General features: G+C 60.8%; 13 protein-coding genes and 2 pseudogenes. 8 read left to right on the top strand and 7 right to left on the bottom strand.

The window, feature by feature from the left end; all coding sequences use genetic code 11:
• Nucleotides 1–39: 39 nt before the first annotated feature.
• Entirely contained in the window at nucleotides 40–891 is an 852-nt protein-coding gene (locus tag OQE56_RS00115; RefSeq protein WP_267220367.1) for a Crp/Fnr family transcriptional regulator, read from the bottom strand.
• Nucleotides 892–1,240: 349 nt separating this feature from the next.
• Between OQE56_RS00115 and OQE56_RS00120 the strand changes: the two genes are divergently transcribed.
• Nucleotides 1,241–1,543 (top strand): hypothetical protein, encoded by a 303-nt coding sequence (locus OQE56_RS00120; RefSeq protein WP_267220369.1) that lies wholly within the window; start codon nucleotides 1,241–1,243, stop codon nucleotides 1,541–1,543.
• A gap of 9 nt (nucleotides 1,544–1,552) precedes the next feature.
• On the opposite strand, the pseudogene OQE56_RS20100 reads toward OQE56_RS00120, so the two are convergent.
• Nucleotides 1,553–1,603: pseudogene (locus tag OQE56_RS20100) on the bottom strand (hypothetical protein); the annotation flags it as partial.
• Here OQE56_RS20100 and OQE56_RS00125 point away from each other — a divergent pair.
• The 6 genes and pseudogenes from OQE56_RS00125 (at nucleotide 1,604) to OQE56_RS00145 (ending at nucleotide 5,841) form a co-directional block, all read left to right on the top strand.
• Nucleotides 1,604–2,059, top strand: coding sequence for a ShlB/FhaC/HecB family protein (locus tag OQE56_RS00125; RefSeq protein ID WP_267220370.1), 456 nt, complete (start codon nucleotides 1,604–1,606; stop codon nucleotides 2,057–2,059).
• Nucleotides 2,060–2,383: 324 nt separating this feature from the next.
• Nucleotides 2,384–2,788: pseudogene (locus OQE56_RS20105) on the top strand (TniQ family protein); the annotation flags it as partial.
• 336 nt (nucleotides 2,789–3,124) lie between these two features.
• A complete protein-coding gene (locus OQE56_RS00130) occupies nucleotides 3,125–3,727 on the top strand; it encodes a hypothetical protein (protein ID WP_267220372.1) in 603 nt (200 codons plus the stop codon).
• Nucleotides 3,728–4,111: 384 nt separating this feature from the next.
• On the top strand, nucleotides 4,112–4,474 hold the full coding sequence (locus tag OQE56_RS00135) for a PadR family transcriptional regulator (RefSeq protein WP_267220374.1): 363 nt from the start codon (nucleotides 4,112–4,114) through the stop codon (nucleotides 4,472–4,474).
• Nucleotides 4,474–5,391 (top strand): sensor domain-containing protein, encoded by a 918-nt coding sequence (locus OQE56_RS00140; protein ID WP_267220376.1) that lies wholly within the window; start codon nucleotides 4,474–4,476, stop codon nucleotides 5,389–5,391. The genes OQE56_RS00135 and OQE56_RS00140 overlap by 1 nt, the downstream gene beginning before the upstream one ends.
• 3 nt (nucleotides 5,392–5,394) lie before the next feature.
• Complete coding sequence (locus tag OQE56_RS00145) at nucleotides 5,395–5,841, top strand: DUF1579 family protein (protein WP_267220378.1); 447 nt, start codon at nucleotides 5,395–5,397, stop codon at nucleotides 5,839–5,841.
• Nucleotides 5,842–5,921: 80 nt separating this feature from the next.
• Here OQE56_RS00145 and OQE56_RS00150 read toward each other — a convergent pair whose 3' ends face one another.
• The 3 genes from OQE56_RS00150 to OQE56_RS00160 form a co-directional block, all read right to left on the bottom strand.
• Nucleotides 5,922–7,124: a DUF1501 domain-containing protein gene (locus tag OQE56_RS00150; RefSeq protein ID WP_267220380.1), complete on the bottom strand. Its 1,203-nt coding sequence runs from the start codon at nucleotides 7,122–7,124 to the stop codon at nucleotides 5,922–5,924.
• 11 nt (nucleotides 7,125–7,135) lie between these two features.
• Entirely contained in the window at nucleotides 7,136–8,692 is a 1,557-nt protein-coding gene (locus OQE56_RS00155) for a DUF1800 domain-containing protein (RefSeq protein WP_267220382.1), read from the bottom strand.
• Between the two features lie 161 nt (nucleotides 8,693–8,853).
• Nucleotides 8,854–9,141, bottom strand: a complete 288-nt coding sequence (locus tag OQE56_RS00160) for a hypothetical protein (RefSeq protein WP_267220384.1) — start codon at nucleotides 9,139–9,141, stop codon at nucleotides 8,854–8,856.
• 106 nt (nucleotides 9,142–9,247) lie between these two features.
• Between OQE56_RS00160 and OQE56_RS00165 the strand changes: the two genes are divergently transcribed.
• A complete protein-coding gene (locus tag OQE56_RS00165) occupies nucleotides 9,248–9,853 on the top strand; it encodes a class I SAM-dependent DNA methyltransferase (RefSeq protein ID WP_267220386.1) in 606 nt (201 codons plus the stop codon).
• Nucleotides 9,854–9,914: 61 nt separating this feature from the next.
• Here OQE56_RS00165 and OQE56_RS00170 read toward each other — a convergent pair whose 3' ends face one another.
• Entirely contained in the window at nucleotides 9,915–11,240 is a 1,326-nt protein-coding gene (locus tag OQE56_RS00170) for a carbohydrate porin (protein ID WP_267220387.1), read from the bottom strand.
• Between the two features lie 114 nt (nucleotides 11,241–11,354).
• The gene (typA, locus tag OQE56_RS00175; RefSeq protein WP_267220390.1) at nucleotides 11,355–13,205 is read right to left on the bottom strand and encodes a translational GTPase TypA; all 1,851 of its coding nucleotides are present in this window, start codon (nucleotides 13,203–13,205) and stop codon (nucleotides 11,355–11,357) included.
• Nucleotides 13,206–13,341 lie beyond the last annotated feature (136 nt).

Here is a 13,341-nt window from a genome sequence, read left to right on the forward strand (position 1 = left end):
GTGCCGTAGCCAGGTCCCGGGACGAGACCTGGTTCCTTCTTATTCCATGGCCAGCGCTAGCAGCCGGGGGTGATCGAGAATGCGGATGCGCGAGTAGAAGATCTCGATGAGTCCTTCGCGCTCCAATTCCTTGATTTCCAGATTGAGCTTGGGTCTTGAGCATCCGACGACGTCAGCAAGCTCGCCCTGGGAAACTTTCAGCCCGATAAACTTTCCCTTGCCCGTATCCAGGCCAAACGTGTCGGCGAGGTACAGCAGGGTCATCATGCAGCGCTTTCTCAGTGAAAGCAGCGAATGATCTGGGAGCAGCTGGTAAACCTTTCTGGCCCTGTAGCAAAGCTTGTCGATCAAAAGACGCGTCAGGCCGGGGTCGGTCGCGCGCGCCGTCTCGGCGGTATTGCGCGTTACCGCAAGCAGCAGGCCATCTGTTCTTGCGATTGCGTCATAAGCAACCACGCCTCCGTCCAGATAGGGTACGAGGTTGATGAATTCGCCATGGCTGATGAAGCTGGCAATCTGCTTACGGGCTTCTGGCGAAACAATGCTGACTTCGATCGCTCCACTCAGGACGATCCAGAGGTAATCGAACTTGTCGCCTCGGCGCGTGATCACTTGATCGCGCTCGACAAATTGCAGCTTTCCTTCCCTCAGGAAGAGTTCGATAGTCGATGGGTCTAGGGCGTCAATCCATTCAAAGCGACGAAAGGCTGCTGCAGCCAATTCAAGTTGTTTGGCGCGGCTGGCATTCGGAATACACCTCGGGGTCTCGATCGCCATGCACTCCGACGCCACAGCGCATGATTCGCCACCCGCCAATTCGCATGGGGTCCTGGACTGATGCGTTGGCCTTGCAGTCGGGATCGTCAGGATCGAATTTTCAAAGTAGGTCATGATGGGATTCTTTGCCATGGAGGCACCGTGCCTACGGTGCGGTATCCGTCAAGGCTTCATCCAGGTCCGGTCAAAGACGTGACCGGACAGCGTGACGTAGGCATAGCGTAGGAAATCGCCCCGGCAAACACTGTCATGGTGATGACAGTTCCCTTGCCAAACATGACGTCATCGACGTAAGCGTGCTTGTGATTTGTCACGCAGGAAACAGAATGCCGACAACAGCCCTGCGGTTGGCAATCGCTTAAAGCGCAGATTTTCGATGCAGGAGGCACGTGACTCGATCGTTCGTTCGATGAGATCTTTCCATACGTCCGCGTTTTCACATGGGCTCATGGTGAATGAGCCCATGCTCTACGGCAGCACGCGAGGTGACACTTCGGAGTTATGCCAGTTCTCTATCCAGGTCCTGTCGATGGACACGCTGTGTCCCGTAGTGACGTCTGTGGTGATGCTCAATCGCCTCGCGATCCGGCCAATGCATCGGCCGTTCTGGCAGAAGGATCCTATGGCCCTGCAGCGCAGCGCCGACGAACGTGTCAGCTTGCACGTTGCCATCAGTACGTCCGGAAGGTGGCCGGAATACCACTTCGTGGCCGGTGGTAATGGTCATCCGGCCCTCGGTGAACAGCCGGTGGTGCGTGGCGCATAACAGCAGGCCATTGGCGGGGTTCAGACGCTGTGTCGGTGATGCCTCATCCCAGGGAATCACGTGGGTCGCGCAGCGTTCTTTCAGACGGGCGAGCTTCGCCTCACCGTGCTCGAGGGGCATGTTGGAGCCGTCACGCTCAATAACAGCTCCCGCGTGAATGATGATCGCCTGGCGCGCCTGGCTACGGAGGCACTTTGCCCGGACGGCGTGGGCGATGCATGCCCGCTGACCGCGAAGCATCTGGAACGTGCCCAGTTGTTGCTGCAGGACGAACCTGGCGTTTCGGTGGCGCCTACCGCCCTGAGTCCGGAGGGTGTTGCGGTGGGGCAGACGTCGGTGAATCTGACGACCACCTCCAGCATTCCGTTGGTGTCCGGCTATGCCGGTATCGACAACTACGGCATCCCTGCCAGTGGCATGAATCGCCTGGGTGCAGGCGTCGTACTCACTGACCTGTTGCACGCGGGTGCCACCGGCAATAATCAGATTCTTGTGCCCGTTTGGTCGTTAGCGTAGCTAGAGGCTATCAATTCTCGCGTGCAGATCTCTTGTTGAAAAATTTGGACCTGGCTTACGCCGCTTCAGCCGGGGTTTGTGGAGAGCTGAAGGGGTATCTTATTCGAGCAGACGATCTACGGGCAGCTGAGGGAGCGAGCGTAATTCACAAGCACCATTTGGAAGAGGCCATCTATGGAGCGAAAGAGCTCGATACTCTTCATCGCGATGCGGAAGCCTTTGATGCTTTAAGGGCCTCGGCAGCACCTTCAGCCATAAGGGAGGTGCTGGCCATTGGCGCCTGAATTCTCCTCTGGAATTGATCGAGCGCGCGAGCGATGGACGGTGTTGCCTCCTCTGAAGTTGCGTGGCATAGGCACACCTCTGGTCGAATCATTGCCTAGCTACGTCAGCCGGGTGTTGGCTACCACCGGAATGGGCACCACTCATTTGGCGAATGGCCTCGGTCTTCCATTGCCCGCACAGCTGAAGCGAATTGGATCATTCCTCACCGCAACGGACTTGCCTCAAGCGGAGAGTGCCATGGACCGGCTCGAGCGCCTAACCGGTAGTCGAAACCTTCGCTTGGGAACATTCTGGGCGCTGTCCGGAATCCTTACTTCTGACAATCAATGTGTTCACAAAAGATCTCACCGGAGATGGTGTCCCATGTGCTACGGAGAGTGGGAGAGGAATTCCTACGAGCCGCTTGCCTGGACCGTTGATTTGATGCGGACATGCTCGATTCACGGATGCGTGTTGAGCAGTGCCTGCCCCTCTTGCAGGAGACCTCAGCGATATCATCTAAGTGAAAGACGTCGACGCGTTTGCACTACTTGCGGAGCCGATCTGAGCGGGGCAGTCAAATGGATCAAACTCCACCCATTCCTTCAGTGGGTCGAAGGTCAGGTGCTCAATCTTATCGAGTTCTGCGCTACTCCTCGCGATCAGCCAGTGTCACATGAGGTGTTCAGGGAGTTTATCCATGGATTGCACCGCACCGCAGGTGGTCGTCGTGGGGACGTTTTAGCGAAGCAGATCAAGCAGTGCGCATTCAGTGCGAGGTTGAGGGGGCGTCGAGTGTCTATGCGCTCTCTCATCAACCTCTGTGCGGTTCAAGGCGTAGCAGTAAATGAATTCCTCGCAGCTCCTCGCGAAACCTCAGGTTCCTTTCTATTCGAACGCTGGGGCGGGCTGAACTACATGCCTCTCCCCACTCCCCGACAGGCACAGAAGATCTATGTGGCTCGCCAATGTTTGAAAGAGTTCTTGCGATTGCGGCCTACCTATCTGCCGCCAATATCCTTGTTTCTCCGTCCATTCAACGTTCAGCTGCTCGCAATTCGGGACGTTGATGATGAAGCCTATGATTTCTATGAGGCGGCTCACTTCATACAAGGTGATTCGATCATCCAGAAGAGGTTGCAAGCCGCCTTTCTAAGTGCCAAGAGCTTGATGTCGACAGAAGCATCGGGTTCATTGCCAGCCCTCGATTGGATTGCAGCGAGGGTGGCGGGTCGAGCAGAAGTTGCCTTGGCTCTGGCTGAGCACGCCACTAGGAGTGCAGCTCTCGTACGGCAGGCTCAGGCTGAAGAGATAGTCGAGCGATACGAGAAGGAGATGCCAGCCGACATGGCTGTCGATTGGTTTGTCCAGAACAGGAGGTGCTCCTGGAGTGGAACGAGCTAACTCTTGAACGCCCTGAATGCGCCTTATGCGGCGGTCATTGAGCGAGCAGTTCATTGCTGCGTCCGTGGTGGCCAGGGACACGTCCGCTTCCGGTACATGGCAGCCTTGTCTTGGGCCGCTAGAACGAGGCCAAGCCGGGGCCTTGGACCGGCGTTCGCCAATCAGTCCCTTATGTAGCCAGCTGTCGCCTGTCTCTTAGCTGGCTGAGCCCGGTGACACCAATGTTTGTACATGCCCTTTGGCACCAATGTTTGTACAACGTGCACAAACATTGGTGTCATGCCCAGGGGTGCCTTTTGGCACGGGTATGACTTCAGGCCCAGGTCACTACTACTAACTTCGCACTACGCTTCACTTCAAGGTATGTAGCAGTGCGGGTGGGATGTGGAAGACAACGCCGTCCATCTGAAGAAATTCCAGAAAGAGCTGTCAGCGGGCACGGTGTCACTGGTGCTGCTGGCGGTGCTGGGGCAGTCGCGGCAGCCGATGTACGGCTACCAGATTGCCAAGCGCCTGGAGGAAGTGGGAGAAGGCGTGCTCGCTGGCAAGCAGAGTGCGCTGTATCCCGTGCTGCGCAATCTCGAGGGGGCGGGGCTGTTGGCCAGCGAAGTGGAGCCTTCCATCAGCGGGCCACCGCGGCGCTACTACCGCATCACGAAGCCGGGGCGTGAGGTGTTGCGTGACTGGGTGCAAGCCTGGAGCGACACACGCGATTCCGTCGATGCCGTTTTGCAAGGAGGGGTGTAATGAACGCACCACGCACGATCGCCGAGTATCTGAAGCAGCTGCGAGCCGCGCTGAAGGGGGCCGACCCGGCGCTTGTTCAGGATGCGCTGTACGACGCGGAGGAACACCTGCGCGCCGAGCTCGCTGACAACCCGCAACGCAGCGAAGCGGAGATGCTGGCACATGTCGTCGGCACGTATGGCGCGCCGGAAGAAGTGGCGGACATCTATCGCGACCAGGAAATCAAGATTCAGCGCGCTCTGCGTCCGCCGCCGATGCCCAAGCGGCGCTCGCTGCTGGGCCGGTTCTTCGGCGTGGCGGCCGACTCGCATACATGGGGTGCGTTGTTCTACATGCTGCTGTCGCTGGCGACGGGCATCTTTTATTTCACCTGGGCGGTGACGGGCGTTTCGCTCTCCGTCGGGCTGTCGGTGCTGATCATCGGCATCCCGTTCACCATCTTGTTCCTGGGCACGGTGCGTGCGCTGTCGCTGCTGGAAGGGCGCATTGTGGAGTCCATGCTGGGTGTACGCATGCCGCGCCGCCCGCCGTATCCCTCCAATGCGGGGAAATCGCTAGGCCAGCGCATTGGCGCGATCTTTACCGACGGGCGTACCTGGACCACGTTGTTCTACATGGTGCTGATGCTGCCATTGGGCGTCGTTTACTTCACGGTGACGATCACATTGCTGGTCCTCTCGCTCGCTTTCATCGCCACGCCGCTACTGAAGGCGTTGAGTGTTGCCGACGTGATCTCTCTTCAGTGCGACACCCCACAGTGGCTATGCGATAACAACTACTGGCCGCTGGCCGTACTGACCTGCATCGGTGGCGTGATCCTGCTGTTCGCTACGCTGCACCTGGTGCGCGGCATGGGCAAGTTCCACGGCGCCATTGCAAAAGGCCTGCTGGTGCGCAGCGCCGGCGAGGGGCATTGAGCCGTGTCCGCCAACATGCTGGCCCGACTCGCGGGCGAATGGCAGGGCGAGGAAACCATTGCGACGACGCGATGGGGGCAGGGTGGTCCGGCAACCGGTCATGTCACGGCGTCATTGCAGCTCAATGGCCGGATTCTTGTGCAGGACTATCGCGAAGAACGTGACGGCAAGACATCGTTGCAAGCGCACGCGGTATTCGTCGCGGAGCCTGACCACGACCAGTACAGCCTGTACTGGTTCGACAGTTATGGCTTTGTGCCTGGCACCCCGGCACCCGGCGTATGGGATGGTGAACGTCTGACGTTCGTGCGTAGTTCGCCGCGCGGGCAGACGCGGCATGTCTATATGTTCGAGGGCGACGACGCGTTTGCCTTGAAGCTGGAAAGCTCTTTTGACGGTGGAGTAAGTTGGGAACCGGTGTTGAGCGGTTCTTATCGTCGTCTGGTTTGAGTGACGAAGTGCGTCGCGCACATGGTGCGCTCCCACGACAGGCCTGACGGTGGGAGCGCACCCAGTGCGCGACGGCTCGTTCAAACCAGCTGCAAATCCCGCGGGTGCGCCCCGGGAAACACCGACTGCAACTGGCTGCCCGACAGCCCCCACATGCGCCCCAGCAGCCCACCCAGCACGTCACGATAGTTGTTGAGCACGGGATAGTCGCGGTTCTGGAACAGGTTCTGCGCATTCACGGCCACCTGCTGGCCGGCCACCCGGCCACCATTGACCTTGCCACCGAGTACCCAATACACCGTGCCGTGTCCGTGGTCGGTGCCCTTGTTGCCGTTCTCGTGGAAGGTGCGGCCGAACTCGGAAACCACCACCACGACGGTGTTGTTCCACTCGTCCCCGAGCGCATCGGCATACGCGGCCAATCCCTTGCCAAGATTGGTGAGGTTGTTGGCCAGCTGACCGGTGGTGCTGCCCTGATTGACGTGCGTATCCCAGCCGCCCACATCCACGAAGCCCAGGCGGTACTGGTCGCGCATCATGGTGGCGATGCGCTGGGTTTCGTCGGCAAAATTCTTGGCGTTGGGAGCACCACGGTTGGCCTTCATCATTTCGTCTTGCAGCTCTTTGGAGACGGTCTGGCGTAGTTCCAGACCGTCCGCCGCCGCCGAGGCCAGCGAGGTGTCGCGATACATGCCGGCCAAAATGCCCGACTGCCGGTCATCGAACACCGGCTTGGGATTGCCGCGCAGCGAGATGTTGGGAATGTCGCGCTTACCGCCCTGGAAGCTGAGCGGCAGCGCATCCGTGAAGGCGATGGGCGGTACGTCGGCCATCTGTCCCGAGAGGCGCGCCATGAAGCCGGAGCGGAAATCGCTGCGGGTGCTGCTCGGTTCGCCCGACTCGATGTTGTCCTGCGTTTCGAAGTGGCTGCGGGTCAGATCGTCGGTACCGGCGAATGGCACGAATGCGATCTGCCGCTTCTGCCAAAGCGGATAGATGGAATCGCGCAGTACCGGATTGAGTGCCCATTCGCCATCGAGTCCGATGGCGCTGTTGGTGTTGTACGGGTCGGGCCTGGCAATGGAAAGTGTAGGGCGCGATTCGTAATAGAAGTCGCTGCTATAGGGCACCAGCAGGTTGTTGCAGTCGTAGCCGCCGCGCAAGAACACCAGCAGGAAGCGCGGACTGGTGGCCGGGGCGGCAAACAATTTGCCGGAGAAGGAGAGGGCAGGTGCGGCGACAGCAGCGGTAGCGGCGGCGAGCAAGAATTCGCGGCGGTTCATGGCAGTCTGCCTCAGCGGTAGTTGAAGTCGGGCGAGGAGAGCAGGAAGGTGTTCCATTCCTGCTGCGAAGTGGCCTTGGCCAGTGCGTCGCGCGTGGGCGCGCTCAGCTTGGTATCGAAGGTGTCGTAGTACAGGCGGGTGGTGAGCATGGGGAAATCGCCGCCCGTTTTCGGCTGTCCTTCCGGCGTAAGCAGGCGGTTGTTGCCGGTGCCGATGGCGCCCGCGATCTCGAAGCGTTTGGCCATCTGTCCGGAGCTGGACCAGCCGCTGCTATCCAGCGGCCAGCCGTCGGGCGTAAGACGGCCAAACACCGGTTCGCCCAGCTGGTTGAGCCAGTTGAGCAGCGGCTTGGCGTTGGCGATGGGTTTGCCGTCGTAGGCCATGCGAACCGAGGAGACCACAAACTGCATGGGATCCTTGAACTTCTTGCCGTAGCTGGCGGCCAGCTCCTTCGAATCGAACATGGTGCGAAGCACTTCGGCGATGTCGCCGTCGGTACGCTGGAAGGTGTGGGCCATCTTTGCCACCAGTTCGGGCGGCGGGTTATCGGAGACGAAGTACTCGGCGAGTTTCTTCGAGATGAACTGGGCGCAAGCCGGCTGTTTGGTAATCAGGTCGACGGCTTCAGTGATTTCGTCAAAGCCGCTGCCCTTGATCTTGTGGCCAAGCAATACCTTGTCGCTGTAATCGTGGCGCGCCGGGTTGAACTCGAACATGCCGTTGCGCACGAACATGGCGGCGAAGCGCGGATGCTGTTGCAGGCCTGGGCGGTCACGCAACGGTGCCACGCCGGCACCGGTGAGGATGAGTGCAAGCTGCTGCACGTCCTGCTGCGTGTAGCCGGAACCCACACCCAGCGTATGCAGCTCCATCAGCTCGCGGGCGTAGTTCTCGTTGACGTGATCCTTGGCGTTTTGTGCGTTGTCCAGGAACTCCATCATCGCCGGACTTTCCAGCGTCGCCATCACCAGATCGCGAAACTTGCCCAATGCGTGGGGGCGAATGGCGTTCTGCGCATAGTCGGCGGCCACCCAGCGCACGCGGCCCTTGGCGCCGTACACACTGAAATGATTGAGCCAGAACCACACCATCTGTTCTTTGAGCTGGTTGGGCCCATAGATGGCGTGCAGCATTTCGATCTGTTGCGCCTGCTGCAGCAGATCATTGGCATGTTGTTGCTGCGCTTTTTTGGCGGCGTTTTTGTCGTCGCCGTCGGGCATGTTCTTGATCTTCTCCTGCTCGTCGCGCAGGTTGGTCAGCAACTGCTCGGTGGGCGTATTGGCTACTTCGTACGACTGGATGAGGGCGGTGATCGGTGCCGGCAGGTCGTCGTTGATGCGTCCGTCCAGCTGCCGGTCGAACAGGCGCGAGCGGCCGATGTCGCGGTACATGGCGACGGTGGAGCTGTCGAGTTCGAAGCTGTCCCGGCGCAGCCAGTCCACATCGTCCTGCGAAAGTGCACGGGCGTCGCGTGCCGCTGCCGTGCCGGTGCCGAGCACGAGCAGCATGCCCAAGACGGTCAGCCAGGGGCGGACGTAGCATGAGGGGTGTTTCCGGGTATCGCGCATGCGTCGGGGTTCCAGTCGGCAAGGTTGAACGACGGCGTTGGCTAGGCAGTGTCAACGCGGCAGTTGACGTCCGGCTTACCGGATGGCGGGCGGGATGTGCAAATTTGTTCGGCGCGGATTCATACGATGGCGCCTTGCCGCTCGCCCGGCCGGGCGGAGCGCTAAAACTCGTCGACGAACTCCACCACCGCCCCCAGCAGCGAGGCCTCGACCTCTGTCACCGCACGCACGGCGTCGGCGTGCAGGGTGTCCGAGGCCTGTACTTCGATCAGGAATAGCTCGCCGCCGTTGTCGTCCACCAGGTCAGTGGAGCTGGAGTCGTCGCGCAGATGGCCCGTCTCGTCATCGAGCTCTTCGACGTGCTCGATGCCATCGATGCCGTGCAGGATGCTCAGCATCGTGTCCGCGTCGTCGCGGCTTCCGGTCATGCGGATGTGGATCGTGGGCATGTTGGGCGGCTCCCAGATTCCAGCATCGCTATGCTGAGACAACCCATGTTCAAAACAGGTGATTGCCGCCAGTAGGCTAGACTTATGGCGTCACTGGAGAGTCTTTGTGTCCAAGATTTACGACCGCGCCTATTTCGACAAGTGGTACCGCCACCCCGATCACTCTGTCGCTTCCACGGCAGAGCTGAAGCGCAAAGTGGCCATGGTGGTGGCACAAGCCGAGTACTACCTGGGCCGGCCCATACGCAACGTGCTCGATGTGGGGTGTGGCGAAGCCGTATGGCGGGCGCCGCTGCGCGCGCTGCGGCCCGGCATTCACTACCAGGGACTGGATGCCAGTGAATATGCCGTCGCGCGCTACGGCCGCAGCCGCAACATCGGACTGGCACGATTCGGACAGCTGGAATATCTGCGCTTCGATCACCTGTTCGATCTGATCGTCTGCACGGACGTGCTGCATTACCTCAAGCCTGCGGAAATCCGCGCGGGTCTTGCGGGCATCAGCGACATGCTCGAAGGCGTGGCGTTCCTCGAAGTGTTCACCAGCAAGGATGGTGTGGACGGCGACATGGAAGGCTTTCATTCGCGCGCGCCGTCCTGGTACCTGAAGACGTTCAACGATGCCGGCCTGATGCCGTGCGGTTCGCATTGCTACCTTGGGCCGAGGCTCGAGCGCCGGGTAGCTGCGTTGGAGCGTGCTCAGAGCATCTGATGTTTTTATGCAGGAGCGCACTTGTGCGCGACTGTAGCGTCGTCGCGCATGCAGGGTGATCTCAGAACTCCACGTGTGCCCGCAGGCCCACGAAGCGCGCCGGGCCGCGGTCGCGGTTGTAGCCCGGGTTGTGGATCAGCTGCAGATCCGGGCTCAGCGTGAGGTGGGCGATCGGCGTGAAGCTGTAGTACGCCTCGAGAATCTGCTCGTGCCCGTAGTTGAGCGCGCCATCACCCAGCACGAAGCCGTCGCCACCCAGCGCGAGGTAGTTGCGATGGTCGCGTGACAGGCCGTTGATATCCAAGGCGACGGCGAAATGATCCGTGGGGCGGCCCCAATGCACGCCGGAAAGCTGAAAGCCTCCGCTTAGTGTGCGATCGACCTCGGTGAATACGAACGATTCGGTACGGCCGTTGTTCCATCCCGCACGCATGAACAGACCGGTGTCGCCCTGATCGGCAAGAGGGAGTTCGCCATTGATGGCGAAACCGTATTTGAGCCTGCCCGGCTGGTCATTGGCGCGGATGTCGGGGCGCTGGCCCGTGGCAAGCGCGATCGCGATGGCATCGCTGTAGATGCCCATGCGCGCCGTATTGCGGAAGGCCAGAAAGCGTAACGCCCAGCCATCGGGTGAAGGTTGTACGGTGAGTTCGATCTGCTGACCTTGCGAGTCGCTGAGCGAACTGACCAGCCGCTGGCCGTTGGCCTCATAAGGCATGCGATAGATGCCGTAGCGCAGGCTCCAGCCGTTATCGAGCCACGCCATCATCAGGCCTTCGGTGTAGCCGCGTGTGTCGGCCGCGAAATCCCACGCGGTGTTGTTGAACAGCGACCAGTTCATGAACTGCGTGCGTGTGCTGCCGGCGTAGCGGTTCTTGTCGAAGTCATCGTTGACGGCCATCTTGCCGAGCTTCACTTCGAAGCGCCGCGTGGATTCTTCTCCGGGCAGTTGATCCTGCGCGCGTTCCAGCGTGGTGGTGTCGCCGCCCAATGGCCAGGTCCAGCGCAGATAAGCGCGCGCAAGATAGGGCGTCTTGCCAAGCGATACCGTGCCCGAACGGATCACGTCGCCGTTGGTGAGGCCGCCGAGGCCGGTGGCCCCGGACACCCCTTCGCCTTTGAACATTTCCACGTCGGCATAAAGTTGCAGACGAGCAGGTAATGCCACGCCGAAATACAGGCCAAAGGTATGCGAGCGCGCCGTGTCGCCATCGGGATGCAGGCTCATGTCGCCTGCATAAGGCGAGTGCAGCCAATCCTGATGCTGATCGACAAAGGTGTACTGCGCGCCCAGCCATTGCGGTATGAACAACGGCGCCTCATCCGCGTGCAGGGCGCACACAGTGAGCAAGAGCGACAACGCAACGGGTACGGTCTTCGGTCGCATCAGACGGGGCTGGGTGGCGGAAGAGGGTGGGTGAATTACCTTATCGCAGGTGGACGGCATCACCCATGCAAAAGGGCCACCTTGCGGTGGCCCTTCTGTGACGCATCGAATGGATCAGGCCACGCCGCGAGAGGCTTTCTTGCGGTCGTTTTCCGTCAGGTGCTTCTTGCGCATGCGGATTTCCTTCGGGGTGACTTCGACCAGCTCGTCGTCGTCGATGAAGTCCAGCGCCTGCTCCAGCGAGAACTTGGTCGCCGGGGTGAGCTGGATCGCATCATCCTTGCCGGAGGCGCGCATGTTGGTCAGCGGCTTGGGCTTGATGGCGTTGACGGTGAGGTCGTTGTCCTTGGCGTGGATGCCGATGAGCTGGCCTTCGTACACCGAGTCGCCTTCCGCAGCGAACAGCTTGCCGCGATCCTGCAGCGGGCCAAGCGAGTAGGCCGGGGTGGTGCCGCCGGCGTTGGCGATCATCACGCCGTTGAGGCGCTTGGCGATGGCCACCGGCGTGTACGGACCGTAGTGGTCGAACACGTGGAACAGCAGGCCCGAACCCTGGGTGAGGGTCTTGAACTGGTTCTGGAAGCCGATCAGGCCACGGGCCGGGATCAGGTACTCAAGGCGCACGCGGCCCTTGCCGTCCGACACCATGTTCTTCAGGTCACCCTTGCGGATGCCCAGGCGCTCCATCACGCCGCCCTGGTGCTGCTCTTCGATGTCGACCACCAGCTGCTCGATCGGCTCCATCTTCTGGCCGTCGATTTCCTTGATGATCACTTCCGGACGCGACACGGCCAGCTCGTAGCCTTCGCGGCGCATGTTTTCGATCAGCACCGAGAGGTGCAGTTCGCCACGGCCCGAGACCAGGAACTTGTCGGCGTCGGAACCATCTTCCACGCGCAGTGCCACGTTGTGCACCTTCTCGCGGTCGAGGCGCTCACGCAGCTGACGGCTGGTGAGGAACTTGCCGCCCGACAGGTCCTTGTTGCCGACGAACGGCGAGTTGTTGACCTGGAAGGTCATGCTGATCATCGGCTCGTCGACGCTCAGCGCCGGCAGCGCTTCGGGATTGTCGATCGAGGTGACGGTGTCGGAAATGGTCAGCTCGGGGATGCCCGAGATGGCGACGATGTCGCCGGCCTCGGCCGTATCCTGCTCGATGCGCTCGAGACCGAGGAAGCCGAGCACCTGGCCGATCTTGCCCTGGCGCTTCTTGCCTTCGCGGTCGATCACGGCGACCGGCATGCCCTTCTTCAGGGTGCCGCGCTGGATGCGGCCGATGCCGATGACGCCGACGAAGTTGTTGTAGTCCAGCTGGCTGATGCGCATCTGGAAGGCGCCTTCCGGATCCACGTCCGGCTTCGGCGCGTGCTGCATGATCGCTTCGTACAGCGGGGTCATGTCGCCTTCGCGGGCGTTTTCGTCCAGCGAGGCGTAACCGTTCAGCGCCGAGGCGTAAACGATCGGGAATTCCATCTGCTCGTCGGTGGCGCCGAGCTTCTCGAAGAGATCCCACACCTGCTCGACCACCCACTCCGGACGGGCGCCCGGGCGGTCAACCTTGTTGACCACGACGATGGGCTTGAAGCCCATGGCGAACGCCTTCTGGGTCACGAAGCGCGTCTGCGGCATCGGGCCGTCCATCGCGTCGACCAGGATAAGCACGGTGTCCACCATCGACAGCACGCGCTCCACCTCGCCGCCGAAGTCGGCATGGCCTGGGGTGTCGACGATGTTGATGCGGTTCTTGGCGCCGGTCTTCTTGTTTTCCCAGGTGATGGCCGTGTTCTTGGCCAGGATCGTGATGCCACGCTCCTTTTCCTGGTCATTGCTGTCCATCACGCGCTCGGCGAGCACGGTGCGCTCGTTGAGGGTGCCGGACTGCTTGAGCAGCTGGTCGACGAGCGTGGTCTTGCCATGGTCAACGTGGGCGACGATGGCGATATTGCGCAGATTTTCGATGGACATGAGGTCGGCTCGGGCGGCTCGGGGCCGTCACGTGAGGTTTCAGTAGGGATAACCCGACGATTATACGTACTTATGTGACAGCTTGCCTGAAGGCCGTGCGCGACCCCCTTTTGGGGCCGTCCGGTCACCGGCCGTG

This window comes from Dyella silvae (assembly GCF_026421305.1).
In the GTDB taxonomy this organism is placed as follows: domain Bacteria; phylum Pseudomonadota; class Gammaproteobacteria; order Xanthomonadales; family Rhodanobacteraceae; genus Dyella; species Dyella silvae.

Coding starts and splice junctions, on each gene's coding strand:
- OQE56_RS00140 (WP_267220376.1), top strand. CDS start 4,474: ATGAACGCACCACGCACGATCGCCGAGTATCTGAAGCAGCTGCGAGCC.
- OQE56_RS00120 (WP_267220369.1), top strand. CDS start 1,241: ATGCTCTACGGCAGCACGCGAGGTGACACTTCGGAGTTATGCCAGTTC.
- OQE56_RS00160 (WP_267220384.1), bottom strand. CDS start 9,141: ATGCCCACGATCCACATCCGCATGACCGGAAGCCGCGACGACGCGGAC.
- OQE56_RS00150 (WP_267220380.1), bottom strand. CDS start 7,124: ATGAACCGCCGCGAATTCTTGCTCGCCGCCGCTACCGCTGCTGTCGCC.
- OQE56_RS00170 (WP_267220387.1), bottom strand. CDS start 11,240: ATGCGACCGAAGACCGTACCCGTTGCGTTGTCGCTCTTGCTCACTGTG.
- OQE56_RS00155 (WP_267220382.1), bottom strand. CDS start 8,692: ATGCGCGATACCCGGAAACACCCCTCATGCTACGTCCGCCCCTGGCTG.
- OQE56_RS00115 (WP_267220367.1), bottom strand. CDS start 891: ATGACCTACTTTGAAAATTCGATCCTGACGATCCCGACTGCAAGGCCA.
- typA (WP_267220390.1), bottom strand. CDS start 13,205: ATGTCCATCGAAAATCTGCGCAATATCGCCATCGTCGCCCACGTTGAC.
- OQE56_RS00130 (WP_267220372.1), top strand. CDS start 3,125: ATGCGCTCTCTCATCAACCTCTGTGCGGTTCAAGGCGTAGCAGTAAAT.